General features: G+C 51.1%; 23 protein-coding genes and 1 tRNA gene. 11 read left to right on the top strand and 13 right to left on the bottom strand.

All coding sequences use genetic code 11. The features are described from left to right. Window positions 1–17 precede the first annotated feature (17 nt). Window positions 18–1,067, bottom strand: a complete 1,050-nt coding sequence (gene allD / locus AACU19_RS10445; protein ID WP_105278210.1) for an ureidoglycolate dehydrogenase — start codon at window positions 1,065–1,067, stop codon at window positions 18–20. Between the two features lie 316 nt (window positions 1,068–1,383). On the opposite strand from allD, the gene AACU19_RS10440 reads away from it, so the two are divergent. The 4 genes from AACU19_RS10440 to AACU19_RS10425 are packed head-to-tail and all read left to right on the top strand — an operon-like array spanning window position 1,384 to window position 6,039. Next, complete coding sequence (locus tag AACU19_RS10440) at window positions 1,384–3,051, top strand: acyl-CoA synthetase FdrA (RefSeq protein ID WP_105278209.1); 1,668 nt, start codon at window positions 1,384–1,386, stop codon at window positions 3,049–3,051. A 9-nt stretch (window positions 3,052–3,060) separates the two neighbouring features. After that, window positions 3,061–4,320 carry a YlbE family protein gene (locus tag AACU19_RS10435; RefSeq protein ID WP_105278208.1) on the top strand — a complete coding sequence of 420 codons (1,260 nt, stop codon included), beginning with the start codon at window positions 3,061–3,063 and terminating at the stop codon, window positions 4,318–4,320. Window positions 4,321–4,330: 10 nt separating this feature from the next. Then, window positions 4,331–5,146 carry a DUF2877 domain-containing protein gene (locus tag AACU19_RS10430; RefSeq protein WP_105278207.1) on the top strand — a complete coding sequence of 272 codons (816 nt, stop codon included), beginning with the start codon at window positions 4,331–4,333 and terminating at the stop codon, window positions 5,144–5,146. Further along, on the top strand, window positions 5,143–6,039 hold the full coding sequence (locus AACU19_RS10425; RefSeq protein ID WP_105278206.1) for a carbamate kinase: 897 nt from the start codon (window positions 5,143–5,145) through the stop codon (window positions 6,037–6,039). The genes AACU19_RS10430 and AACU19_RS10425 overlap by 4 nt, the downstream gene beginning before the upstream one ends. Window positions 6,040–6,272: 233 nt before the next feature. Here AACU19_RS10425 and purK read toward each other — a convergent pair whose 3' ends face one another. The 4 genes from purK to ppiB form a co-directional block, all read right to left on the bottom strand. Then, window positions 6,273–7,340, bottom strand: coding sequence for a 5-(carboxyamino)imidazole ribonucleotide synthase (gene purK / locus AACU19_RS10420; protein WP_105278205.1), 1,068 nt, complete (start codon window positions 7,338–7,340; stop codon window positions 6,273–6,275). Beyond that, window positions 7,337–7,846 carry a 5-(carboxyamino)imidazole ribonucleotide mutase gene (gene purE / locus AACU19_RS10415; RefSeq protein ID WP_001295318.1) on the bottom strand — a complete coding sequence of 170 codons (510 nt, stop codon included), beginning with the start codon at window positions 7,844–7,846 and terminating at the stop codon, window positions 7,337–7,339. Before purE ends, purK begins: the two co-directional genes overlap by 4 nt. A gap of 116 nt (window positions 7,847–7,962) precedes the next feature. Then, window positions 7,963–8,685 (bottom strand): UDP-2,3-diacylglucosamine diphosphatase, encoded by a 723-nt coding sequence (lpxH, locus tag AACU19_RS10410; RefSeq protein ID WP_000212256.1) that lies wholly within the window; start codon window positions 8,683–8,685, stop codon window positions 7,963–7,965. A 2-nt stretch (window positions 8,686–8,687) separates the two neighbouring features. After that, complete coding sequence (gene ppiB / locus AACU19_RS10405) at window positions 8,688–9,182, bottom strand: peptidylprolyl isomerase B (RefSeq protein WP_000256002.1); 495 nt, start codon at window positions 9,180–9,182, stop codon at window positions 8,688–8,690. Window positions 9,183–9,355: 173 nt separating this feature from the next. Between ppiB and cysS the strand changes: the two genes are divergently transcribed. Further along, window positions 9,356–10,741, top strand: a complete 1,386-nt coding sequence (gene cysS / locus AACU19_RS10400; RefSeq protein WP_052906480.1) for a cysteine--tRNA ligase — start codon at window positions 9,356–9,358, stop codon at window positions 10,739–10,741. Between the two features lie 35 nt (window positions 10,742–10,776). On the opposite strand, the gene AACU19_RS10395 is transcribed toward cysS, so the two are convergent. The 3 genes from AACU19_RS10395 to folD form a co-directional block, all read right to left on the bottom strand. After that, entirely contained in the window at window positions 10,777–11,298 is a 522-nt protein-coding gene (locus AACU19_RS10395; protein ID WP_105278204.1) for a metal-dependent hydrolase, read from the bottom strand. A gap of 107 nt (window positions 11,299–11,405) precedes the next feature. Next, window positions 11,406–11,618: a ribosome-associated protein YbcJ gene (gene ybcJ / locus AACU19_RS10390; RefSeq protein ID WP_105278203.1), complete on the bottom strand. Its 213-nt coding sequence runs from the start codon at window positions 11,616–11,618 to the stop codon at window positions 11,406–11,408. 1 nt (window position 11,619) lies between these two features. After that, window positions 11,620–12,486 (bottom strand): bifunctional methylenetetrahydrofolate dehydrogenase/methenyltetrahydrofolate cyclohydrolase FolD, encoded by an 867-nt coding sequence (folD, locus tag AACU19_RS10385; protein ID WP_000729155.1) that lies wholly within the window; start codon window positions 12,484–12,486, stop codon window positions 11,620–11,622. 471 nt (window positions 12,487–12,957) lie between these two features. Here folD and fimA point away from each other — a divergent pair, with 471 nt between their 5' ends. From fimA to sfmF, 5 genes are all read left to right on the top strand, one after another. Beyond that, the gene (fimA, locus tag AACU19_RS10380) at window positions 12,958–13,500 is read left to right on the top strand and encodes a type 1 fimbrial major subunit FimA (protein WP_000776555.1); all 543 of its coding nucleotides are present in this window, start codon (window positions 12,958–12,960) and stop codon (window positions 13,498–13,500) included. Window positions 13,501–13,719: 219 nt separating this feature from the next. Next, entirely contained in the window at window positions 13,720–14,412 is a 693-nt protein-coding gene (gene fimC, locus AACU19_RS10375) for a type 1 fimbria chaperone FimC (protein WP_105278202.1), read from the top strand. A gap of 30 nt (window positions 14,413–14,442) precedes the next feature. After that, entirely contained in the window at window positions 14,443–17,052 is a 2,610-nt protein-coding gene (locus AACU19_RS10370) for a fimbrial biogenesis usher protein (protein ID WP_105278201.1), read from the top strand. A 12-nt stretch (window positions 17,053–17,064) separates the two neighbouring features. Continuing rightward, on the top strand, window positions 17,065–18,072 hold the full coding sequence (gene fimH, locus AACU19_RS10365; protein WP_105278200.1) for a type 1 fimbria D-mannose specific adhesin FimH: 1,008 nt from the start codon (window positions 17,065–17,067) through the stop codon (window positions 18,070–18,072). A gap of 10 nt (window positions 18,073–18,082) precedes the next feature. Then, window positions 18,083–18,598 carry a fimbria assembly protein gene (gene sfmF / locus AACU19_RS10360; RefSeq protein ID WP_105278199.1) on the top strand — a complete coding sequence of 172 codons (516 nt, stop codon included), beginning with the start codon at window positions 18,083–18,085 and terminating at the stop codon, window positions 18,596–18,598. A gap of 2 nt (window positions 18,599–18,600) precedes the next feature. Here sfmF and fimZ read toward each other — a convergent pair whose 3' ends face one another. Then, a complete protein-coding gene (gene fimZ, locus AACU19_RS10355) occupies window positions 18,601–19,233 on the bottom strand; it encodes a fimbria biosynthesis transcriptional regulator FimZ (protein WP_000805420.1) in 633 nt (210 codons plus the stop codon). A gap of 242 nt (window positions 19,234–19,475) precedes the next feature. Between fimZ and AACU19_RS10350 the strand changes: the two genes are divergently transcribed. Beyond that, window positions 19,476–19,552 (top strand) — tRNA-Arg (locus AACU19_RS10350). 45 nt (window positions 19,553–19,597) lie between these two features. On the opposite strand, the gene envY is transcribed toward AACU19_RS10350, so the two are convergent. The 4 genes from envY to nfrB form a co-directional block, all read right to left on the bottom strand. Beyond that, the gene (envY, locus tag AACU19_RS10345; protein WP_105278198.1) at window positions 19,598–20,359 is read right to left on the bottom strand and encodes a DNA-binding transcriptional regulator EnvY; all 762 of its coding nucleotides are present in this window, start codon (window positions 20,357–20,359) and stop codon (window positions 19,598–19,600) included. Between the two features lie 182 nt (window positions 20,360–20,541). Continuing rightward, entirely contained in the window at window positions 20,542–21,432 is an 891-nt protein-coding gene (locus AACU19_RS10340; RefSeq protein ID WP_001224567.1) for a DUF4434 family protein, read from the bottom strand. Next, window positions 21,433–24,405 (bottom strand): bacteriophage adsorption protein NfrA, encoded by a 2,973-nt coding sequence (gene nfrA, locus AACU19_RS10335; RefSeq protein WP_105278197.1) that lies wholly within the window; start codon window positions 24,403–24,405, stop codon window positions 21,433–21,435. After that, window positions 24,392–26,629, bottom strand: coding sequence for a cyclic di-3',5'-guanylate-activated glycosyltransferase NfrB (gene nfrB / locus AACU19_RS10330; protein ID WP_105277237.1), 2,238 nt, complete (start codon window positions 26,627–26,629; stop codon window positions 24,392–24,394). The genes nfrA and nfrB overlap by 14 nt, the downstream gene beginning before the upstream one ends. Between the last annotated feature and the right edge of the window lie 306 nt (window positions 26,630–26,935).

Genomic DNA, 26,935 nt, shown 5'->3' with positions numbered 1-26,935 from the left:
AAGTCCTGTCTCAACAATTATTGCGCAAAGGGATTTTTCGTTTCGTATGACGTGTTATAAAGCGCGTCGGAAATTAAATATTGGTAAATATCATCAACAATTTCGATGCCTTCGACGTCGGCTTTGCGTTGCTTAATATCCTGATCCTGTCCGGGATAATAAACCTGGTTAAAACCGGGCGCGGGGGTAATGGCATTTAATTCGCGCATGGTCTGGCTAAGATGTTGACGGAATAATTCGCTGGAGGAGAAAAAGTTCGGATTAATAACTACATGTAATTGCCCCAAATTACGTCCGGCGTGTAAATCGTCATACATCGAACTGACCTGACGCCCGAACGGTAAGCCGAGTAAGACGCCTGAGAGGACGTCGATCATCATCATCAGGCCATAACCTTTCGGTCCGGCAGCCGGGAGCAGGGCGTTAACCGCGAAGGGATCGGTTGTTGGTGCACCGTTTTTATCGACCGCCCAGGTATCGGGTATAGACATATTGCGCGAGCGTGCATCGAGCACTTTCCCCCAGGCTTGCACAGTAGTCGCCATATCAAAGGTAAGAATTTCGTCGCTTTCTCCCGGCGCGGCAAAGGCCAGCGGGTTAGTGCCGTAGTAAATTTCCGCGCCGCCAAACGGCACCACCATTGGATCGGACTGACACATCGAAATGCCAATCAATCCGGCGCGGGCTGCCTGCTGCACAAAATAAGAGATTGCGCCGCTGTGACCCATCCGGCTGATGCCGACCACCGCCACGCCATGTTGTTGGGCGGTTTTGATGGCATGTTCCATACCCATTTTCGCCGCGACCTGTCCGGCGGCATTGTCAGCATGTAAAATTGCCGAGCACGGTCCGGTTTCTTCAAGACGAAACGCTGGTTCGCGGTTGGTGCCGCCTTTTGATATGCGCTCTGCGTAGTATTCTACGCGCACCGCGCCATGAGAGTGGATCCCTCTGGCATCAGCGTAAACCAATACTTCAGCCACGGTTGCAGCGTGCTCACGTTTTAACCCAGCCTGACAGAGTTTATTCTCGATTAGCTGGTGGAGTGTTTCCCGACTGATTTTCATCTGTCTTCCTTTTTAACGACGGTGTGAAGCATGACTGCAATTAACATACAGGGAAAATATCTGGATTATGTGATCCAGACAGGCAAAAAAATATAGTTAGAATTTATTTGATAATCCGCTCGCTTTTAACCTGGTTTTTAAAACAACTATGCTTATTAAAAAATAACGCGTAATAGTCTGGCGGTTATTTGAATTCTTTTGTTAATAATGTCTGTGTGATATTCATCACCTTATTTACTCGTTGTCATCGATACCGTAATCGCCACATTAACACTGCTCGTGCAATTGCCATGGGTGCAATTTTTAAGGAGTTGTTATGATCCACGCCTTTATTAAAAAAGGGTGTTTTCAGGATTCGGTCAGTTTAATGATTATTTCACGAAAACTCAGCGAATCAGAAAATGTTGATGATGTTTCCGTAATGATGGGTACGCCCGCCAATAAAGCGTTATTAGAGACTACAGGTTTCTGGCATGACGATTTTAATCACGCCACGCCGAACGATATTTGCGTGGCGATTCGTAGCGAAGCGGCGGATGCAGGGATCGCGCAGGCGATTATGCGGCAGCTTGAAGAGGCGCTAAAACAACTGGCACAGGGTACAGGCAGCAGCCAGGCGTTGACGCAGGTACGTCGCTGGGACAGTGCCAGTCAGAAATTACCCAATGCCAATCTGGCGCTGATTTCAGTGGCTGGCGAGTATGCGGCGGAACTGGCGAACCAGGCGCTGGATCGCAACCTCAACGTGATGATGTTCTCCGATAACGTCACGCTGGAAGATGAAATCCAACTTAAAACCCGCGCGCGGGAAAAAGGTTTGCTGGTGATGGGGCCGGACTGCGGTACATCGATGATTGCCGCCACGCCGCTGGCTTTTGCTAACGTGATGCCGGAAGGCAACATTGGCGTCATTGGCGCTTCCGGTACCGGGATTCAGGAACTGTGTTCGCAGATTGCACTGGCAGGTGAGGGAATTACTCACGCGATTGGTCTTGGCGGGCGCGACCTCAGCCGTGACGTGGGCGGCATCAGTGCGCTAACGGCGCTGGAAATGCTCAGTGTATATGAGAAAAGCGAAGTGCTGGCGTTTGTTTCAAAACCGCCTGCCGAAGCTGTGCGTCTGAAAATTGTTAATGCCATGAAAGCAACCGGCAAACCAACGGTGGCGCTGTTTTTAGGTTATATCCCGGCGGTGGCCCGCGACGAGAATGTCTGGTTTGCCTCCTCGCTGGATGAGGCTGCACGCCTGGCTTGCCTGCTTTCACGCGTTACGGCGCGACGTAACGCAATAGCACCTGTCAGCAGCGGACTTATTTGCGGCTTGTATACCGGCGGTACGTTAGCCGCCGAAGCGGCGGGATTACTTGCCGCGCATCTTGGCGTGGTAGCCGACGATACCCATCATCACGGCATGATGCTCGACGCCGATGGTCACCAGATTATTGACCTCGGCGATGATTTCTACACCGTCGGGCGTCCCCATCCGATGATCGACCCAACCTTACGCAACCAGTTAATTGCCGATCTCGGAGCTAAACCGCAAGTGCGCGTATTGCTGCTTGATGTGGTGATTGGCTTCGGTGCGACCACCGATCCTGCAGCCTCGCTGGTAAGCGCCTGGCAAAAAGCCTGTGCCGCGCGTCCAGACAATCAACCACTGTATGCCATTGCCACGGTGACAGGCACTGAACGTGACCCGCAATGCCGCTCGCAGCAAATCGCCATGCTGGAAGATGCAGGGATCGCGGTAGTGAGTTCGCTGCCGGAAGCCACCTTGCTGGCGGCGGCGTTAATTCATCCGCTCTCGCCTGCCGCACAGCAACACACACCGTCACTACTGGAAAACGTCGCCGTGATTAACATCGGATTACGCAGCTTTGCGCTGGAACTACAAAGCGCCAGCAAACCGGTTGTGCATTACCAATGGTCACCAGCCGCTGGCGGCAATAAAAAACTGGCTCGTTTATTAGAACGTTTGCAATAAGGGGTTCCCATGTTTACATCAGTGGCGCAAGCCAATGCTGCGGTTATCGAACAAATTCGTCGCGCTCGTCCACACTGGCTGGATGTGCAACCGGCTTCTTCACTTATCAGCGAACTACACCCGGGTAAAACACTGCTTCACGCCGGGCCGCCAATGCGCTGGCAGGAGATGACCGGGCCCATGAAAGGGGCATGTGTGGGCGCATGTCTGTTTGAAGGCTGGGCGAAAGATGAAGCGCAGGCACTGGCAATGGTGGAGCAGGGGGAAGTGAACTTCATTCCTTGTCACCATGTGAATGCTGTCGGGCCAATGGGCGGCATTACTTCTGCCAGTATGCCGATGCTGGTGGTCGAGAACGTGACCGACGGTAACCGGGCGTACTGCAACCTCAATGAAGGTATCGGTAAAGTGATGCGTTTTGGCGCTTACGGCGAAGATGTCCTGACTCGCCATCGCTGGATGCGTGATGTGTTAATGCCGGTATTAAGCGCGGCGCTGGGGCGCATGGAGCGCGGTATCGATCTCACGGCGATGATGGCGCAGGGCATTACGATGGGCGATGAGTTTCATCAACGCAATATTGCTTCCTCAGCACTGTTAATGCGTGCGCTGGCCCCACAAATTGCTCGCCTCGATCATGATAAACAGCACATTGCGGAAGTGATGGATTTCCTCAGCGTGACCGATCAGTTCTTCCTTAACCTCGCGATGGCTTACTGCAAGGCGGCGATGGATGCTGGTGCGATGATCCGCGCGGGCAGCATCGTCACGGCTATGACCCGCAACGGCAATATGTTCGGGATTCGGGTAAGTGGGCTGGGCGAGCGCTGGTTTACTGCGCCAGTTAACACTCCGCAAGGTCTGTTTTTCACCGGCTTCTCGCAGGAGCAGGCGAACCCGGATATGGGCGATAGCGCGATTACCGAAACCTTTGGTATCGGTGGTGCGGCAATGATCGCCGCCCCTGGCGTAACACGCTTTGTCGGTGCAGGTGGTATGGAAGCAGCCAGAGCTGTATCTGAAGAGATGGCAGAAATCTTTCTTGAGCGCAATATGCAGTTGCAGATCCCTGGCTGGGATTTCCAGGGCGCGTGTCTGGGGCTGGATATTCGTCGCGTGGTAGAAACCGGCATTACACCACTCATCAATACGGGTATCGCCCATAAAGAGGCGGGGATCGGGCAGATTGGTGCAGGCACTGTGCGGGCACCGCTGGCGTGCTTTGAACAGGCGCTGGAAGCTCTGGCTGAAAGCATGGGGATTGGTTGAGGAACGCGCAATGACGATCATCCATCCTCTGCTTGCCAGCCGTAGTGCACCGAATTATCGCCAGTCCTGGCGGTTAGCGGGCGTGTGGCGGCGGGCGATTAACCTGATGACGGAAAGCGGTGAATTGTTAACGCTGCATCGTCAGGGTAGTGGTTTCGGCCCCGGAGGATGGGTGCTTCGCCGCGCGCAATTCGATGCGTTATGCGGTGGATTATGCGGCAATGAACGACCGCAGGTTGTGGCTCAAGGGATTCGCCTCGGGCGTTTCACGGTTAAACAGCCACAGCGTTATTGTTTGCTGCGTATTACGCCGCCTGCGCATCCTCAACCGCTTGCAGCGGCATGGATGCAACGCGCGGAGGAAACCGGGCTTTTCGGGCCGCTGGCGTTGGCAGCAGGCGATCCGCTGCCTGCTGAATTACGCCAGTTTCGTCACTGTTTTCAGGCCGCGCTCAATGGCGTTAAGACCGACTGGCGGCACTGGCTGGGTAAAGGGCCGGGATTAACGCCAAGTCATGATGATACGCTAACGGGAATGCTGCTGGCGGCCTGGTATTATGGCGCTTTAGATGCGCGCTCCGGTCGCCCGTTTTTTGCCTGTTCCGACAATCTTCAACTCGTTACCACAGCGGTGAGCGTTAATTATTTGCGTTACGCCGCGCAAGGATATTTCGCCTCGCCACTCCTGCACTTTGTTCATGCTCTGAGTTGCCCGAAACGTACCGCTGTTGCGATTGATTCGCTGCTGGCGCTGGGGCATACGTCAGGGGCAGATACGCTGCTGGGGTTCTGGCTTGGTCAACAATTATTACAAGGAACACCATGAAAACACTGGTTGTAGCTCTTGGGGGCAATGCCTTACTCCAGCGCGGTGAAGCGCTGACGGCAGAAAATCAATATCGCAACATTGCCAGTGCTGTACCCGCACTGGCGCGCCTGGCGCGTGCTTATCGACTGGCGATTGTTCACGGCAACGGGCCGCAGGTGGGGTTGTTGGCGTTACAAAATCTGGCGTGGAAAGAGGTCGAACCGTATCCACTGGATGTGCTGGTGGCGGAAAGTCAGGGGATGATTGGCTATATGCTGGCGCAGAGCTTGAGCGCACAGCCGCAGATGCCGCCTGTCACGACGGTGCTGACGCGCATTGAAGTTTCGCCTGATGATCCGGCGTTTTTGCAGCCAGAGAAGTTTATCGGTCCGGTTTATCAGCCAGAAGAACAAGAGGCACTGGAAGCGGCTTATGGCTGGCAGATGAAACGTGATGGTAAATATTTACGCCGGGTGGTGGCGTCTCCGCAACCGCGTAAAATTCTCGACAGTGAAGCCATCGAGTTGTTGCTCAAAGAGGGGCATGTGGTGATTTGCAGTGGCGGCGGCGGTGTTCCGGTGACGAAAGACGGGGCAGGGAGTGAAGCAGTGATTGATAAAGATCTCGCCGCGGCGCTGCTTGCCGAGCAGATTAATGCCGATGGACTGGTGATCCTCACCGATGCTGATGCGGTATATGAAAACTGGGGAACGCCGCAGCAACGCGCCATTCGCCATGCCACACCGGATGAGTTAGCGCCATTTGCCAAAGCCGATGGGGCGATGGGACCGAAGGTGACGGCGGTAAGTGGCTATGTCAGAAGCCGTGGTAAACCTGCGTGGATTGGGGCGTTATCGCGGATTGAAGAGACGCTGGCGGGCGAAGCGGGGACCTGTATTTCGCTGTCGTGATGGGAGCATCCAGCATATGGCGCACCATGCCTGATGTGACGCTTGACGCGTCTTATCAGGCCTACAATGGGTACCGGATTGGTAGTCGGATAAGGCGTTCACGCCGCATCCGGTAATCGGCGCACCATGCCTGATGCGACGCTTGACGCGTCTTATCAGGCCTACAATGGGTACCGGATTAGTAGGCCGGATAAGGCGTTCACGCCGCATCCGGCAGGAATATGAGTACCAGGTTAACTGAACTTACTCTGCGCCCACATCACGCCGCTGGCATACTCCGGCGGCAGCAGCGGGATTAAGGCTTCCAGCGTCGCGGTCAGACGCGATGTGTCGCTGTCGGTCAAATTCAGATGCCCCACTTTACGGCCCGGACGCACTTCTTTGTCGTACCAGTGCAGATGCACCAGCGGCAGTTTCAGCCAGTCATAGTTCACATCGCTACCAATCAGGTTGATCATCACTGACGGGCTATTGACCACCGGTTGCGGTAACGGCAGATCGGTAATTGCCCGCAGATGCAGCTCAAACTGGCTGATGCTGGCACCGTTTTGCGTCCAGTGACCACTGTTATGTACACGCGGAGCCAGTTCGTTGATCAGCAGACCTTGCGGCGTGACAAAACACTCCATCGCCATCACGCCAACATAGCCCAGCTCCTGCATAATCGCCGACAGCATCTCTTCGGCCTGCGCCTGCTGCTGTGCGTTGGCCTGCGGGAAAGCGACGCTGGTGCGCAAAATACCGTCCTGATGCAGGTTATGTGTCAGCGGATAAAACACAGTGCTGCCATCAAAGCCGCGCGCGCCAACCAGCGATACTTCGCCAGAGAAGTTAATGCCCTGCTCGACAATACATTCGCCGTAGCATTCAGCCGGTAACTGTGCGGTTTCATCGGCGCGTAAACGCCATTGACCGCGACCGTCATAGCCACCAATACGACGCTTAACAATCGCCAGTTCACCTAAACGATCAAACACCGCAGGCCACTCACTGCGATCGGCAAGTAACTGCCACGGTGCGGTCGGCAGGTGAAGCTTGTCGAAAAGCTGCTTCTGAGTCAGACGGTCGGCAATAATTGGGAACACATCGCGGTTCACAAAGGCCGGATGGCGTGCCAACTCGCGCGTTAATGCGGTTTCCGGCCAGCGTTCGATCTCAGCGGTAATCACGCTTTGTTGAAAGGGCACCGCCGCCGGTTCAGCGTCCAGCCCGACCGGCCAGACAGCAATGCCTAACGGTTCGCCTGCCTGGCGCAACATACGGCCTAACTGCCCGTTACCGAGGACGCAAACCTGTTTCATGCCGCACCTCGCGGGTCCGGGTTTTCCAGCACTTCATCAGTTTGTGCTTTGCGCCAGTCATTCAGACGCTGGTGCAGTTCTTTATCATGAGTCGCAAGAATTTGTGCTGCCAGTAACGCCGCGTTTGCCGCGCCAGCTTTACCAATCGCCAGCGTACCCACCGGAATGCCGCGCGGCATTTGTACGATGGAGTAGAGGCTATCGACACCGCTCAGTGCGGCGCTCTGTACTGGCACACCCAGCACTGGCACCAGCGTTTTGGCGGCAATCATGCCCGGCAGGTGCGCTGCGCCGCCTGCGCCCGCAATAATCACCTGATAACCGTTCTCTTCGGCACTTTCGGCGAAGCTGAACAGTTTATCGGGGGTGCGGTGAGCAGAAACCACTTCAACGTGGTGCGGGACATTCAGGATTTCGAAGATTTCGGCGGCGAACTGCATGGTAGCCCAGTCGCTTTTGGACCCCATCACGATGGCGACACGCGCCGGATTATTGCGGGAAGACATGCGTCTTAAAACTCCTGTGGTGCACAACTCTCGGCTTTAGAGGGCACAGAGAATAGCACGGAAAGAGAGCAAGGAAAACGGTTGCGTGGCTGTGAAATCAGCAAAGTTGCGGGTATTTAAAACGGAAAATGAATCAGCTCAACGTCATCCGCCGTGACTTTCACCATTGAACCTTCGGTATGCCAGGCACCCAGCACGACGCGGAAAGCAGGTTGCTGATTGGCGATAAGTTCATGGATCGCCGGGCGATGGGTATGCCCGTGAATCAACCATTGCACCTGATGTTTTTCCATCGCACTGACCACCGCGTTTTGGTTAACGTCCATGATCGCCAGCGATTTACTGCTGTTGGCTTCTTTGCTGTTCGCGCGCATTCGCGCGGCAATGCGTTTACGCACAAACAACGGCAGGGCGAGGAATAGCGTTTGCAGCCACGGCTTGTGGACTTTGGCGCGAAATGCCTGATAACCGATGTCATCGGTGCACAGCGTGTCGCCATGCATAATCAACACCCGACGACCATAAAGCTCGAGCACTTTTTCTTCCGGCAATAACGTCATGCCACTCTCACGGGCAAAGCGTTTGCCAAGCAGAAAATCACGGTTGCCATGAATGAAATAACAGGGAACGCCGGAATCGGATACCGCTTTGATCGCTGCGGCCATCTGGCGATGGAGTGGGTTGGGATCGTCATCGCCAATCCATGCTTCAAACAGATCGCCAAGAATATACAGTGCGTCGGCCTTGCGGGCTTCCCCCGCTAAAAAACGCAGAAAACCGGCGGTGATCGCCGGTTCTTCCACGCAGAGATGAAGATCTGCAATAAAGAGTGTCGCCACGATTACTCGCTAACGGTCACGCTTTCAATGATAACGTCTTCTTTTGGCACGTCCTGGTGCATACCGCTACGACCGGTTGCTACACCTTTGATTTTGTCAACCACGTCCATGCCTTCAACCACTTCAGCAAACACGCAGTAACCCCAACCTTGCAGGCTTTCGCCAGAGAAGTTCAGGAAGTCGTTATCAACCACGTTGATGAAGAACTGTGCAGTTGCAGAGTGCGGTGCCTGAGTACGGGCCATTGCCAGCGTACCGCGGGTGTTTTTCAGACCGTTGTTGGCTTCGTTTTTGATCGGTTCTTTGGTGGCTTTTTGCTTCATGCCTGGCTCAAAACCGCCGCCCTGAATCATAAAGCCGTTGATAACACGGTGGAAAATGGTGTTGTTGTAAAAACCTTCGCGGCAGTAGTCCAGGAAGTTTTTAACTGTTTCAGGTGCTTTATCGTCAAAAGTTTTGATGACAATATCGCCGTGATTGGTGTGGAAAGTAACCATTTTTGCATCCTGTTCCGTTTGATTGGTGCTTCAACCCGATTCGGGTCATATATAGGGTGGTGTTATAGCATAACCGCACGATCGGATCATCACGCAATGTATGCTGATTCGCGCGGGAAATATGGGTATTATACGCAACTCAATTACCCACACATGTCTAAACGGAATCTTCGATGCTAAAAATCTTCAATACTCTGACACGCCAAAAAGAGGAATTTAAGCCTATTCACGCCGGGGAAGTCGGCATGTACGTGTGTGGAATCACCGTTTACGATCTCTGTCATATCGGTCACGGGCGTACCTTTGTTGCCTTTGACGTGGTTGCGCGCTATCTGCGTTTCCTCGGCTATAAGCTGAAGTATGTGCGCAACATTACTGATATCGACGACAAAATCATCAAACGCGCCAATGAAAATGGCGAAAGCTTTGTGGCGCTGGTGGATCGCATGATCGCCGAAATGCACAAAGATTTTGATGCTTTGAACATTCTGCGCCCGGATATGGAGCCGCGCGCGACGCACCATATCGCAGAAATTATTGAACTCACTGAACAACTGATCGCCAAAGGTCACGCTTATGTGGCGGACAACGGCGACGTGATGTTCGACGTACCGACCGATCCGACCTATGGCGTGCTGTCGCGTCAGGATCTCGACCAGCTGCAGGCAGGCGCGCGCGTTGACGTGGTCGACGACAAACGCAACCCGATGGACTTCGTTCTGTGGAAGATGTCGAAAGAGGGCGAACCGAGCTGGCCGTCTCCGTGGGGCGCAGGCCGTCCAGGCTGGCACATTGAATGTTCGGCAATGAACTGCAAGCAGTTGGGTAACCACTTTGATATCCACGGCGGTGGTTCAGACCTGATGTTCCCACACCACGAAAACGAAATCGCTCAGTCCACCTGTGCCCATGATGGTCAGTATGTGAACTACTGGATGCACTCGGGGATGGTAATGGTTGACCGAGAGAAGATGTCCAAATCGCTGGGTAACTTCTTTACCGTGCGTGATGTGCTGAAATACTACGACGCGGAAACCGTGCGTTACTTCCTGATGTCGGGCCACTATCGCAGCCAGCTGAACTACAGCGAAGAGAACCTGAAGCAGGCGCGTGCAGCGCTGGAGCGCCTCTACACTGCGCTGCGCGGCACAGATAAAACCGTTGCGCCTGCCGGTGGCGAAGCGTTTGAAGCGCGCTTTATTGAAGCGATGGACGACGATTTCAACACCCCGGAAGCCTATTCCGTGCTGTTTGATATGGCGCGTGAAGTGAACCGTCTGAAAGCAGAAGATATGGCAGCGGCGAACGCAATGGCGTCTCATCTGCGTAAACTTTCTGCCGTGCTGGGCCTGCTGGAGCAAGAACCAGAAGCATTCCTACAAAGCGGCGCGCAGGCAGACGACAGCGAAGTGGCTGAGATTGAAGCCTTAATTCAACAGCGTCTGGATGCCCGTAAAGCGAAAGACTGGGTGGCGGCAGATGCGGCGCGTGACCGTCTTAACGAGATGGGGATCGTGCTGGAAGATGGCCCGCAAGGGACCACCTGGCGTCGTAAGTAATTGCGCTATTGCCGGATGCGAGTTTTCGCATCCGGTTATCGTCTGCGCCACCACAACATTCCCATCAGTAGCATCCCCGGCAACCACACCCACATCAATTCAGAAATAATCACCTGATGCCCGTACGGCGTGGTGTAACGAGACAATGCAAACGGCGCGACTTTAATCACCTGCCAGGGAGCGAAAAAGCGTTCATCTGACCACGGCCACAGCCAGCCAACGCCTTTACCGCCAGTGGTTACCGAATCCAGCAAGCTGTGCGATAGCAACGAAACGGTTAAAAACAGCCAGCAGCAAATCAGCCCAGCCCTGAACCATCGACGTCCAATCAGCACACATAACAGCGGGACAACAAACGCAAACACCAGCGAATGGGTAAACCCGCGATGACCAAAAACATTGCCGTAAGCAACGCCAAATTTAAACGACAATACGTCGACATCGGGCAGCATCGCCAGGATGATTCCGGCAAATAACAGGCGCGGAGGGATGACTTTCGAACCCAACCCTAAACCAATGCAAAGGGGAACGGCGGCGTGCGTAATAACGGTTGGCATGATGGTCGCTTCGGCAAAATGTCGATGCTATCAGCATGGATGAACGGGGCGTAGAGGGCAAAAGTCTGAAAAGAGAACCGGCCTGTTGATACAGGCCGGAAAAGGGATCAGGCAACAACCTGTACGCTGTGACCTGCAAAACTCACTGTCTGACCGGCGACGATTTTGCAGCGTTTGTGCGTTTCAATCGCGCCGTCGACTTTCACCTGGCCTTCGGCAATCGCGATTTTCGCCTGCGCGCCGCTTTCGCTCCAGCCTTCCAGTTTCAGCAAGTCGCACAGCTCAACGTGCGGATGTTTACCTAAAGAAAATGTCGCCATGTTACTCACCCTGTGGATCATGATATTCAACGCACGCCTGTAGCGTGTTTTCGATCAGCGTGGCAACCGTCATCGGGCCAACGCCGCCCGGAACAGGCGTAATGTATGAGGCGCGTTTAGCCGCGTCTTCAAACACCACGTCGCCCACAACTTTGCCATTTTCCAGACGGTTGATGCCAACATCAATCACAATCGCGCCTTCTTTGATCCAGTCACCAGGAATAAAGCCCGGTTTACCGACGGCAACGATCAGTAGATCGGCATTTTCTACGTGATGACGCAGATTTTTAGTGAAGCGGTGAGTCACGGTGGTGGTGCAACCTGCGAGCAGCAGTTCCATGCTCATTGGGCGACCGACGATATTCGATGCGCCAATCACCACGGCGTTAAGACCGAAGGTATCAATGTTGTATCGCTCAAGCAGTGTGACGATACCACGCGGGGTGCAAGGACGTAGACGCGGCGCGCGCTGGCACAGACGACCGACGTTATAAGGATGGAAACCGTCAACGTCTTTGTCCGGGTGAATTCGTTCCAGCACTTTGACGTTATCAATACCCGCCGGTAACGGCAGTTGGACCAGAATGCCATCAATGGTGTTGTCGGCATTCAGCGCATCGATAAGCTCCAGCAGCTCCGCTTCGCTGGTGGTTTCCGGGAGGTCATAAGAACGGGAGACGAACCCGACTTCTTCACAAGCTTTGCGTTTGCTTGCGACATAAATTTGCGATGCAGGGTTGCTACCCACCAGTACTACGGCCAGTCCTGGTGCCCGCAGTCCAGCTGCAATACGTGCCTGAACTTTTTGAGCAACTTCAGAGCGCACCTGCTGCGCAATCGTTTTACCGTCAATAATCTTTGCTGCCATCAGAGAGAGGATTCCATCTGTTACGTAGGTCGAAGGGGATGCGCCTATTTTGTCAGAAGCGGGGCGTGCTGTCAGTTTTCGTTTCAGATTTATCGCGTGAAGCGACCTCTTGCGAAGGTGAGGCGCACCGTCGCTGAGATTGAAAGCTTCATTTTTCGTCCATGATGACGTTGTAAATCTGGAACTGATTTATTTCCTTGTCTAAGGATTAAGATAATTTAAGAAATACCTGACAATATAAAAAGAATTTTCAGCCTGGTAATTTACCGCTTCAGGTCTATATTTGTGTTGAATATATTTTGCGCGGAAATATTCATCTAACGGGGCTCTCTATTTTTTAGAATAGAGTGCATATTTTCAATTAAGACATTCTTAGAGGATAAAAAGGAATTTTACTACTATCAGTGTCTTAAATAAAGTAATCGGTTATATACGGATGTGGAGTCGATAAATGAGATTGAAGGAATATATATGAAATTAAGATTTATTTCGTCTGCGCTGGCTGCCGCACTATTCGCCGCTACGGGTAGTTATGCTGCCGTTGTAGATGGCGGTACAATTCACTTTGAAGGCGAACTGGTGAATGCTGCCTGTTCAGTGAATACTGACTCGGCAGACCAGGTTGTCACACTCGGTCAATATCGTACCGATATTTTCAATGCTGTTGGTAATACCTCTGCATTAATTCCATTCACTATACAGTTGAACGACTGCGATCCTGTTGTTGCCGCTAATGCTGCCGTTGCATTTTCTGGTCAGGCGGATGCAATCAATGATAATTTATTGGCCATTGCATCCAGTACCAATACAACAACAGCAACGGGTGTCGGTATTGAAATACTTGATAATACATCCGCAATTCTCAAACCTGATGGGAATAGCTTCTCAACCAACCAGAACTTGATCCCCGGGACCAACGTTCTTCATTTTTCTGCACGTTATAAAGGCACCGGTACAAGTGCATCAGCAGGGCAAGCAAATGCTGACGCGACTTTTATTATGAGATACGAATAATCAAAACAACGTTGTTTTGAATTATATATCACGTCTTATAACAAAGTAATGTACCGGTTGTCTGAAGCGGTATGGTGGCAATGTAAATCGAAATCATGTTCACTTTGTATCATGCCGCTTTATTAAATGAAAAGGGAATGATGTGTTGTAAGAAACCAAAGCAATCATTTCTTTATATTTCTTATTTTTGCCGTCAGGAATACACAAGGCGTATTAACTATGATGACTAAAATAAAGTTATTGATGCTCATTATATTTCATTTAATCATTTCGGCCAGCGCCCATGCTGCCGGAGGGATCGCATTAGGTGCCACGCGTATTATTTATCCCGCTGATGCTAAACAGACTGCGGTATGGATTAGAAATAGCCATACCAATGAGCGCTTTCTGGTCAATTCGTGGATTGAAAACAGTAGCGGTGTAAAAGAAAAGTCATTCATCATTACACCGCCACTGTTTGTTAGTGAACCCAAAAGCGAAAATACCTTGCGTATTATTTACACCGGTCCACCGCTGGCGGCAGATCGTGAGTCTTTGTTCTGGATGAATGTTAAGACGATCCCTTCGGTAGATAAAAATGCATTGAACGGCAGGAATGTTTTGCAACTGGCGATTTTATCGCGCATGAAGTTATTTCTCCGTCCAATTCAACTACAAGAATTACCCGCAGAAGCGCCGGACACACTCAAGTTTTCGCGATCCGGTAACTATATCAATATTCATAATCCATCACCTTTTTATGTCACCCTGGTTAACTTGCAAGTGGGCAGTCAAAAGTTGGGAAATGCTATGGCTGCACCCAGAGTTAATTCACAAATTCCCTTACCCTCAGGAGTACAGGGAAAGCTGAAATTTCAGACCGTTAATGATTATGGTTCAGTAACCCCAGTCAGAGAAGTGAACTTAAACTAACCGAATCATCTGACAATATCAGAGCTAATTATGAAAATACCCACTATTACGGATATTCCGCAGAGGTATACCTGGTGTCTGGCCGGAATTTGTTATTCATCTCTTGCCATTTTACCCACCTTTTTAAGCTATGCGGAAAGTTATTTCAACCCGGCATTTTTATTAGAGAATGGCACATCCGTTGCTGATTTATCGCGCTTTGAGAGAGGTAATCATCAACCTGCGGGTGTGTATCGGGTGGATCTCTGGCGTAATGATGAGTTCATTGGTTCACAGGATATCGTATTTGAATCGACGACAGTAAATACAGGTGATAAATCAGGTGGGTTAATGCCTTGTTTTAACCAGGCACTCCTTGAACGAATTGGCCTTAATAGCAGTGCATTCCCCGAGTTAGCCCAGCAGCAAAATAATAAATGCATTAATTTACTGAAAGCTGTACCTGATGCCACAATTAACTTTGATTTTGCAGCGATGCGCCTGAACATCACTATTCCTCAGATAGCGTTGTTGAGTAGCGCTCACGGTTACATTCCGCCTGAAGAGTGGGATGAAGGTATTCCTGCTTTACTCCTGAATTATAATTTCACCGGTAACAGAGGTAATGGTAACGATAGCTATTTTTTTAGTGAACTCAGTGGGATTAATATTGGCCCGTGGCGTTTACGCAACAATGGTTCCTGGAACTATTTTCGCGGAAATGGATATCATTCAGAACAGTGGAATAATATTGGCACCTGGGTACAGCGCGCCATTATTCCGTTGAAAAGTGAACTGGTAATGGGAGACGGTAATACAGGGAGTGATATTTTCGATGGCGTCGGATTTCGCGGTGTACGGCTTTATTCTTCTGATAATATGTATCCAGATAGCCAGCAAGGGTTTGCCCCAACGGTACGTGGGATTGCCCGTACGGCGGCCCAGCTAACGATTCGGCAAAATGGTTTTATTATCTATCAAAGCTATGTTTCCCCCGGCGCTTTCGAAATTACAGATTTGCACCCGACATCTTCAAATGGCGATCTGGACGTCACCATCGACGAGCGCGATGGTAATCAGCAGAATTACACTATTCCGTATTCAACAGTGCCAATTTTACAACGCGAAGGGCGTTTCAAATTTGACCTGACGGCGGGCGATTTTCGTAGCGGTAATAGTCAGCAATCGTCGCCTTTCTTTTTTCAGGGCACGGCACTCGGCGGTTTACCACAGGAATTTACTGCCTACGGCGGGACGCAATTATCTGCAAATTACACCGCCTTTTTGTTAGGGCTGGGGCGCAACCTCGGGAACTGGGGCGCAGTGTCGCTGGATGTAACGCATGCGCGCAGTCAGTTAGCCGACGACAGTCGTCATGAGGGGGATTCCATTCGCTTCCTCTATGCGAAATCAATGAACACTTTCGGCACCAATTTTCAGTTAATGGGTTACCGCTATTCGACACAAGGTTTTTATACCCTTGATGATGTTGCGTATCGTCGAATGGAGGGGTACGAATATGATTACGATTATGACGGTGAGCATCGCGATGAACCGATAATCGTGAATTACCACAATTTACGCTTTAGTCGTAAAGACCGTTTGCAGTTAAATATTTCACAATCACTTAATGACTTTGGCTCGCTTTATATTTCTGGTACCCATCAAAAATACTGGAATACTTCGGATTCAGATACCTGGTATCAGGTGGGGTATACCAGCAGCTGGGTTGGCATCAGTTATTCACTCTCATTTTCGTGGAATGAATCTGTAGGGATCCCCGATAACGAACGTATTGTCGGACTTAATGTTTCAGTGCCTTTCAATGTTCTGACCAAACGTCGCTACACCCGGGAAAATGCGCTCGATCGCGCTTATGCCTCCTTTAACGCCAACCGTAACAGCAACGGGCAAAATAGCTGGCTGGCAGGCGTTGGTGGGACCTTACTGGAAGGCCACAACCTGAGTTATCACGTAAGCCAGGGCGATACCTCGAATAATGGGTACACGGGCAGCGCCACGGCAAACTGGCAGGCCGCTTACGGTACGCTGGGGGTCGGGTATAACTACGACCGCGATCAACATGACGTTAACTGGCAGCTGTCTGGCGGTGTGGTCGGGCATGAAAATGGTATAACGCTGAGCCAGCCTTTAGGGGATACCAATGTTTTGATTAAAGCGCCTGGCGCAGGCGGTGTACGCATTGAAAATCAAACTGGAATTTTAACCGACTGGCGCGGCTATGCGGTGATGCCGTATGCCACGGTTTATCGGTATAACCGTATCGCGCTTGATACCAATACGATGGGGAATTCCATCGATGTTGAAAAAAATATTAGCAGCGTTGTGCCGACGCAAGGCGCGTTGGTTCGTGCCAATTTTGATACCCGCATAGGCGTGCGGGCGCTCATTACCGTTACCCAGGGCGGAAAACCGGTGCCGTTTGGATCACTGGTACGGGAAAACAGTACCGGAATAACCAGTATGGTGGGTGATGACGGGCAAGTTTATTTAAGTGGTGCGCCATTGTCTGGTGAATTACTGGTTCAGTGGGGAGACGGCGCGAACTCACGCTGCATTGCGCACTATGTATTGCCGAAGCAAAGCTTACAGCAAGCCGTCACTGTTATTTCGGCAGTTTGCACACATCCTGGCTCATAAAGGAAATTATCAATGAAGATAATCTGCAGGTCATTATTGGCAATGGCATGTTTGTGGTTAACAAACATATCCTGGGCTACTGTTTGTGCAAATAGTACTGGCGTAGCAGAAGATGAACACTATGATCTCTCAAATGTCTTTAATAGCACCAATAACCAGCCAGGTCAGATTGTTGTTTTACCGGAAAAATCCGGCTGGGTAGGTGTGTCAGCAATTTGCCCACCCGGCACGCTGGTGAATTATACATACCGTAGTTATGTCACCAACTTTGTTGTTCAGGAAACTATCGATAATTATAAATATATGCAATTAAATGATTATCTATTAGGTGCGATGAGTCTGGTTGATAGCGTGATGGATATTCAGTTTCCCCCGCAAAATTATATCCGTATGGGAACAGATCCTAACGTTTCGCAAAACCTTCCGTTCGGGGTGATGGATTCTCGTTTGATATTTCGTTTAAAGGTTATTCGTCCTTTTATTAACATGGTGGAGATCCCCAGACAGGTGATGTTTACCGTGTATGTGACATCAACGCCTTACGATCCGTTGGTTACACCTGTTTATACCATTAGTTTTGGTGGCCGGGTTGAAGTACCGCAAAACTGCGAATTAAATGCCGGGCAAATTGTTGAATTTGATTTTGGTGATATCGGTGCATCGTTATTTAGTGCGGCAGGGCCGGGGAATCGACCTAATGGTGTCATGCCGCAAACCAAGAATATTGCGATCAAATGTACGAATGTTGCTGTGCAGGCTTATTTAACAATGCGTCTGGAAGCCAGTGCCGTTTCTGGTCAGGCGATGGTTTCGGATAATCAGGATTTAGGTTTTATTGTCGCCGATCAGAACGATACGCCAATCACGCCTAACGATCTCAATAGCGTTATTCCTTTCCGTCTGGATGCAGCTGCGGCAGCCAATGTCACACTTCGCGCCTGGCCTATCAGTATTACTGGTCAAAAACCTGCCGAAGGACCGTTTAGCGCGCTGGGGTATTTACGCGTCGATTATCAATGAGGTACGGAGAATGAGAAGAGTAATCTTTAGCTGTTTCTGCGGGTTACTGTGGAGTTCCAGCGTATGGGCCACGGACCCTTTAGGAACGATTAATATCAATTTGCACGGTAACGTTGTTGATTTCTCCTGTACCGTAAATACAGCGGATGTTGATAAGACGGTAGATTTAGGAAGATGGCCCACGACACAATTGCTGGCCGCTGGCGATACCACGGCACTTGTTCCTTTTAGTCTGCGCCTGGAAGGATGTCCTCCGGGATCAGTCGCGATTTTATTTACGGGAACGCCGGCATCCGATGCCAACCTGCTGGCCCTGGACGATCCCGCAATGGCACAAACCGTCGCCATCGAATTACGCAAGAGCGATCGCTCCCGGCTTGCGCTGGGCGAGGCGAGCCCGACTGAGGAGGTAGATGCAAATGGCAATGTAACGCTAAACTTTTTTGCCAATTATCGAGCGTTAGCCAGCGGTGTCCAACCAGGTGTGGCGAAAGCGGATGCGATATTTATGATCAATTATAATTAATATTATATTAATTCATATAATTTGGCGTAGTCGATAAGTTCTACAATTGAATGCAAACCGAGTTTGCCATAAATATTAGATTTATGCGCACTAATTGTTTTATTGCTAAGTAATAGTTTGTCGGCAATTTCTTTATTAGATAATCCGCTAACCAGATAGCGTAATATAGTCACTTCACGATTAGATAGCACAGTAGCTGTTGAATTATTGGTGCTGCATTTATTACTTTTTATATAGTTGAGCGTTTCACTGGGGAAAAAAGTGTATCCAGAGAGAATCATCTGAACGGCATGAAAAATATCATTCTGATCATTGCATTTACTGACAAAACCGTTAGCACCCGCTTGTATCGCTCTGCCCGCATAAAAGCATTCTGATTTTGATGATAAAAATAATACCTTCACCGTACTCTGGATTTGTTTGATTCTTTTCAGGAAGGTAAAACCGTCTGTACCGGGCAAGTCTATATCCATAATGATTAAATCAACAGGACGGGTTCGGAGATAATCGATGGTTATGCGGTAATCATCCGTTTTCAGGACAATCTGCAATTCACTGTTTTTTTGCAACAGAACTTCAATGGACATTCTGATGATAGGATGGGTATCCATAATGATCACCGACGTTGGTTTCATAGTTACCAGTCTCACAGGGTAGGACAATTTTCCGTTAGGGCTGGAAATTGTACTTTGATACATGAAAATACGGGTTTTCTTGATTCAGATGCGCAGCGGGGTGCGTTTGTTTGCCGCTATAGCGAAATAAATCAGAAAATCAGACGTGGTCGTTCACTTGTTCAGCAACCAGATCAAAAGCCATTGACTCAGCAAGGGTTGACCGTATAATTCACGCGATTACACCGCATTGCGGTATCAACGCGCCCTTAGCTCAGTTGGATAGAGCAACGACCTTCTAAGTCGTGGGCCGCAGGTTCGAATCCTGCAGGGCGCGCCATTTCTTCTTCATTTATGCCAGTCTTATCTGTTTCCGCTTTGCCCTTCACCACATCACTTTTTGTCGCTGTTTGGCGAGATAATTCAACGGTGTCAGGCCGTAAAACGCCTTAAAAACAGAGATAAAGTACGACGTGCTGCTATAGCCACACAATTGCGCTACCTGAGTGATATTTTTGTTATCCATCAATAACATCTGTACGGCGTAACGCATACGACACTCTGTGACAATCTGGCTATAGCTGGTATTTTCGTTTTTTAATTTCTTTTTGAGCAGGCTGGGGCTTAAACATAGCGAACTGGCGACAATTCGCAGATTCCAGTAATGCTGAATATCGCTTTGAATAATGCGGGAGACGCTGTCGCGGACGCTGCTGCGTAAGATATACATCAGTAGGGCAATAAACCGCGATTGCTCAAGAAAGTTAGACAATACGGTAAAAAGCAATGCGCGCGTCAACTCCGCTTCGCAGGGTTTGCTGGGTTGCTGCTTGCTGTGGTTGGCGGCTAGCCGGAACACTTCCGGTGTACGGCTATGACAAGCAATAACCGGGGTTGCCAGCCGCGACCAGGGCTTTACACAGGTTAAGTTCTTATTTAAAAACAACAGATAATCGTTGATGATGTTACGGTTGATGTGGGTGATTAATACGTGATTTAACGTTGAGAGTTCAATGACGTTATTGTTGCACGCGAAGGCGGCCAGGTAGTTTTTCGGAAGGGTAAACGTAGCATGGTTATTGACGCTTACCTCTACCTCTTTTTCGGTCAGGATCACCACGCAAGGTTCACTGCTGCTCAATTGCATTTCGCACTCCTCAGATATCAGAAACTCCGCTCAAAGGATCTATGCTTCCTGCATGAGTGATCGGCCCGTTCGCCGATAACGATCTTCTTTCTTTAGCACGCTTTTTAGCAATTAATCTTGATGGAATTCTGACGAGAGCGAAAGAGGTAAGCCAGGTCGTACCCGACTTACCTGGAGGAGATTTAATACTCGAGAATGCCGTGCGCGACGGGCAAATAGCGCAGAGAGAAATAGAGCGTGTCTTTACCGCAAGAGGAACGTTTCGCTAACAGCGAGGCGATCTCTGCATCCGGTTTCGGTTTCGCTGTAAAGGTTTTGCCTTTGCCGGCGACAAACAGTTCATAAACAATGCCGCTTGCTGGGGCGGAGCTTTGGCAATCGGCGCTGGCCTGTAGATAACGTTCACGCTGTTCAGCAGTAAGTTTATCCACGCCGCTGCCATCCTGTACCCAGACATTAACGCCGGTTGCTTTAACGTGTTCCAGCAGTTGGCGATAGCCATCGGGCGACATGTTTCCGGCGAAAAAACTACTGATATAAACCGGTTTTGCTGAAACATCGCTAATCAACCGCTGCGCGTTGTTTAACCATGTCAGCAAAGGTTGACGGGCGGCTTCGCTGCGCCAGTTCAGGTCGTCAATTTCCGCGCTGATGTACCAGCCATCCGGCGTTACGCCAGGCGCGGCGCTCCATAATCTGGCTTGCTGGAGATCGGCAGCCAGCAGGCGATTAAGATAGCTTTCCAGCGCCGCGGATGACTGTTTCTGGTGCATAAAAAATTCCGGATCGGCATTCAGCCCGACAATCAGCTTCAGGCCAGCCTGTTGCGCAGCTGCGGCACGCTTAAACAATAACGCGCGCTGTTCTGGCTGGGTGAATGCATCGCCGTAACGGGTCCATTGCAAAACCAGGGTATCGAAGCCTTGCAAACGTAACTGACTCATCAGCCCCTGCCACTGGGTATCGGTAACCTGACTATCACGGTTTTGTGGTTGCCAGATAATACCTTTCATCGCAAAGGAAAAAGGGCTGACCAAAAGCAGTGTCAGCAATACGAAAATGAACTTACGCATTTACCAGTGCACTCCAATGGTGAGAAACGCGTTGTTGCGCTCTCCGTTACGTTGATTAATCGCCTTAAAGGTATGTTGATATTCGACGCCGAGACTGACTTTGTGCGGCCAGGCGTCGTAGTGCGTCTCGCCGGTCCAGATATTCCAGCGGACCCCGACACCGCCAAGCTGCGCGCCCTGAGTGCCTTTATCACGATAACCGTTGTCCTGAACGTGAGCGTAAGGCTCAATAGTCTGTCCGTTCGCCACCTTCTGATGCCAGCTTAAGCGATAATCTGCCGTCCACGCCTGAATATCCTGGCGGACATATTGCGCCGCATCGAGGTACAGGTTTTGGGCAAACCAGCCTGAACCGTTCGGGTGCCATTCGTCGCTGTATTTGCCGCCATTAAAGAATGAGGCGCTGGCGCGCAGCATGGTATCGGATGCGCCGTTTTGTCCGTTCAGCGGCAATTGCTGTTCGACGGCGAGGAAAAAGATCTGATCGCGCAGCGGCTTCCAGCGCAGACCGGTGCCGGACATCGGATTTTTCACCGGCATCATCACCCCGTTTTCTCCGGTATCGGCAAATACACGGCTGTAAACCGAGAGCAGGTCGCCTTCCAGCAGCATATTGCGTCCGATGCGGTACTCGGCTTCCAGTTGCCCGTAGCTACGATAGCTTTTCCCTGGCGCTGCGCCGCCGACATTATTGTTAGCGGTACTCATTGCGCCGGAACGCAAGCCGATAGAAGAATCGAAACTGAACGTCCAGCGGCGACCGACCTCCTCATGCAGACGGCGGAAATTGAAGCGTTGCTGATTTTGCTCTGGGGTCAGTGGGGTTATCAGCGCCTGATTATCAATGTCATCAATCACCAGACGGGCGTAGTGCTGCGTCGCAGGCATATCATCCAGACGCTGGTTCACGTAGGCCAGTTGTCGGATAAGTGCCGGATCGTCCGGTAGCCCTTTATGCGCCTGTTCGAGCATTTCCCGCGACTGTGCGATATCACCGCTATCCCACAAGGCGTAACCGAGCGCTGCCTGGGTGTTGCTATTATTCGGTTCCAGTTCCAGAGCGGCGCGCAAATCACTCACCGCCGCCGGGACATTATGACGTTGGCGATAAATTGTCGCCCGCGCAACGTAAGCGTTGGCAGAAGGCGCAATATTGATTGAGCGCGTGAGATCGTTCAGTGCGAGTTCCGGCTGACCAGGAATGTAACGTTGCGCATGCAGCCACCAGTAGAGGGCATTGTTTCCCAGCCCACGTTGTTCTGCCTGCTGAAGCCAGCGATCGCGAGCCGCACCATTTCCTGCCGCCTGGGCGGTATTGGCAGCAGCAAGCAGATCCTCATTGCTCATGTCGTGAAGACTGATTTTCTGCCAGGCCGCCAGTGCGGTGGCGTAATCCTCAACCTGATACGCCTGATAGGCTACCGCACGATGTTGCCAGGCGTTCGGTTGCCGTTGTTCGGCCTGAAGCCATGCATACAACGCCACACCGGGTAGCGTGTCCCGATAACACTTTGCCAGACGGTTCCAGGCGGCGGCATCGTAGGAAGGCGACATATCGCCCAGCAAGCGAACTATTGCCGGGCAATTATCTGCAATACCCGGCAACTGACTTTGCCACTGACGTTGCTCCGCCAGCGGTAAGGGTTTCGATAAAATCGCCACCTTCGCCGGAGTTGCCAGGTAAGGATGACTTTCCAGCAGAGACGCCAGTCGCGCCATTAAAGTCTGGCTGACACGCGCATTGCCCTGGAAAGGATAGCGTTGCAGCAATAAATCGGCAGCTTCGCGTGACTGCTCGTTCTGCATCAGTTGCCAGGTCAGTTGATCCTGGCGGGTAAGATTTGTCGGTTCTTGCTGATACAGCAATCGTGCCAGACGCAGAGCTTCAGCCTTGTTATGAGTCGCCACGCTGACGGTATAACGCTCCTCAAGCATTTCATTGGCGGGGAGGGTGGCGAGCAGTTTTTGCGCTGCGTCGTACTGACCTTCTTTTAACAGCACCGGTAGCGTCGCGCCAACAACATACTGGCGGTTATCGGCAAACTGTACCGTATAATTCGCCAACGCCTGAACGGGGTTGGCGCTGTATTTAGATAACAGATAGAGCCAACTTTTCTCTTGTGCGTCCGTGGTAAACAGCGGCTTATTTTCAATGAGATAATGCTGGAGGCGTGCTTTCTCGCCACGATAAGCCAGCGCGGTCGCGTAAGTAATGTACGACTGTGGATCGGTGAAGATCCCCTCTGATTGCAGCGCCAGGATCCGATCATCCAGCTGGCCTGCGAGCAGAACATCAAACCACTGACGGCGCTCAGCTGCGTTTAATGTATTTTGTTGCCGTGATTCACTGAACAACGTTTCTGCCAGCGACCACTGCTTGAGGTAGATTGCCCGTTGCAGCAGATCGGTTCGCAGCGTTTTTCCTTCCGTCGATGCAGCAAACGTCGCATCGTTCAGTTGCGCTCTGGCGACAGGTAATTGTGCCAGCCGCAGGGCATTCTGCCCGACTTCACTGCGACAACGCAGGGTCGGCGCAGCGTCGCACGCTTTTTGCTGGGCAAGCAGTTCTTCAACAGTCGTAACGCTTTTCACTTCAACTGGAATAGCCGCCAGACTGCGCTCAAGTCGGGCATCTCCTGGGTGACGTTTCAGTTGATCCTCAAGCAACAGCCGCGCCCGGTCATCATGACCAAAATGGCGATAGGCTTCCGCAAGGTATAAAGTCAGCGGAATATTACCCGGCACCTGCTGGTGTATATATTCAAATTCGCGGATGGCGGTTGCTTCGTCGTTATTTTTCTGTGCCTTCAGCGCCTTATCGAGACGGGGATAAATAACAAAATGGCGATAATCGCTCAGCCCCAGCTCTTCTGCGCTGGTGCCGATATTGTCTGCGAGTGCGCTGGTACTCAATAAAGACGTCAGCAGTAAACCAGACCATCCGATGACGCGATTAAGGTTATTCTCCTTCATTTTCGGACTCCAGTTGCGCAACCTGTTCTGTGTTTAAACCTGCTTTGAGTAATAGTGATTGCATCGAAACTTGTAATTCGCGTTGAATTGTCAGGACGCGATCCAACGTTTCCTGGCTGATAACGCCTTCGGTGACCAAAAACTTGCCGAGCGGCAGAGAACTGCGTTCATGGCGCAATAACAACACGTTAATTGCTGAACGATTAATATGACCGAGCGTGGTCAGTATTTCGGCGAACAGGAACTGATGCGGCACATATTGCCGCCAGATTTCACCGGCCTGCTGTTCCGTGAGCCACTGATGCTGAACCGCATTGTACAACATTGCCCGCGGATCGTGACCGCGTCGGCGTGCATACCAGTGACGTAACCCCGTGACAATTTGTCCCCGCAGAACAATGACGTAACGCACTTTGCGTCCGACTTTACGCGTCAGGGCTGCCAGCGAAACCGGGTCAATACCATCTTCACTGCCGACAATTAACTCATCATTTTCCAGACGCAGCGGTAGCACCGCATAATGCAGCGCCACGGAGGCCGGCATCGCGGCAATCAGCGAAGAAGGGATCTGCCAGGCATCGATAGATTCCCACGCCACGCCGTTTTGCTCTGCCAGCGCCTGTGCCAGTTGCTCGGCGCTAATCAGCCCCTGCATCAGCATTGAACCGCCCAGACGTAGACCTTCGACGCGATTACGCAGTGCTGTATCGAGTTGTTCTTCAGTGATGACCTGATTTTCCAGCAGAATTTGACCTAACGGGCGCAACGAGCGGGTATCGCCAGTGACGCTGGGGAAGTCATGCGTTGTTTTATCCCACGCGACGCGACGTGGATCGCCGTGTTGAAGTACCTGTTTTAACGCGCGCCAGTTGGCCATGAAGTTAATCAGGTTGCCCCAGAAAAGACGCAGGACAGATAGCAGCCCCTGCGTCAGACCGTAGTAGCCAGTGACAAAAATCACCCGCTGCACGATGCGGTTAACCATCAAACCAAAGTTTAGCCACAGCAGGGTCATTAACCATGCGCTGCCGCTGAAAATAGAAAGGAAATGCCAGGCATCGGGCCACAAACTTTCATACGCCAGTAACAGCAAAAGCTGGATCATCACCAGCATCGCGAGGAAGCTGACAAAGTTACTGATTGCCCCTTTGCGGTCGCGCCAGAGAAAGTAGTTCAGCGTCAGGCTGGAGGTCCATTTATGGGTTTTAAAGCCCTGGAAAACAATGCCGATGATCCAGCGAGATTTTTGTCGAACCGCCGTCGAAAAGGTATCGGGGAAATATTCGCGCACGCAGATCATGTTTGACGTCCGCGCGTGCTGTAAAAATTTACGCTGCTCGCGTTCTTTGGCTTCGTCCACCACCGGAAAACGGACAAAAATTTCCGTCATACCTTTTTCTTTCAGGCGGAAACCAATGTCGTAATCTTCAGTAAGACTCTGCACGTCGAAAGCAATACCGTCACCGTCAGCTAACAGTGCGGTCACGGCGCGGCGGCTGAAACAAGTACCGACGCCTGCGCTGGGCACCTGTCCGGCGAGGGCTTCACGCACCGGAACATCTTTGCCATGCAGTTCTGAAAACTCATCAATGTAAGTCATGCTGGTGAAGTGCGTCCATTCGCGTTCGAATGGGTATACCGGGATCTGAATCAGATCTTTACGCTCGACCAGATAGTTGAACAGACGCAATTCCATCGGTGAAATTACGTCTTCGGCGTCATGCAGAATAAAACCAGCAAAAGCGAAATTGGCGCTACGTTCAAACTGCGTGATAGCGTCCAGCACATTGTTCAGGCAGTCGGCTTTACTGGTGGGGCCAGGACGCGCGCAGACTACCTTATGCACATTCGGGAAGCGAGCGCACACTTCGTCAACATCACGTTGAGTATCGGGGTCGTTGGGGTAGGTGCCAACAAAGATATGATAGTTTTCATAGTCGAGCGTGGTCGCCGCCAGCTCGGCCATATTGCCGATGACGCCCGTTTCATTCCACGCCGGAACCATAATCGCTAACGGTTTTTCATCTGGTTTATACAGTTCGCGGTAACTCATTCGCGGGTAGCGGCGATAAACACTCAACTTGCGTTTAATGCGGCGTACCCAGTAGACGACATCAATAAAAAAATCGTCCAGCCCGCTGATGAACATGATGACCGCTAACGTTATCGCGATTACTTTTAAGCCATATAGCCAGGTTGCAAAAACATCAAGAAGCCAGTCCACACAAAAACCTTACATTAACGCTGGTTATGTTTAGGGTGGCGTATATTAAAGTTTTTTATGAATTGTGACAGCTTTTTATCATTAATAGGTAGGATTATTGCGGCACGTTATTTTTACACTGGTTATAAAAGTTGCCGATTGTGCAGGATGTAGGCAAAAGCGCGGAGGTGAAGGTCATAGTGAGGAGGATAGGCGGCAACCGATCAGGTCATCATGTTGTGGAAGTGCCTGGAGGAGGTGAGCAGGGGAGAACATTTTCCCCGTGCTGAACAAAAAGACGGCGTTGCTGTGGGTACAGGAAGGCTA

Source organism: Escherichia sp. MOD1-EC4550, from assembly GCF_963876935.1.
Classification (GTDB): Bacteria; Pseudomonadota; Gammaproteobacteria; order Enterobacterales; family Enterobacteriaceae; genus Escherichia; species Escherichia coli_F.
The sequence above is the reverse complement of the archived record's forward strand: the minus strand, read 5'-3'. Positions and strand labels throughout refer to the sequence as shown.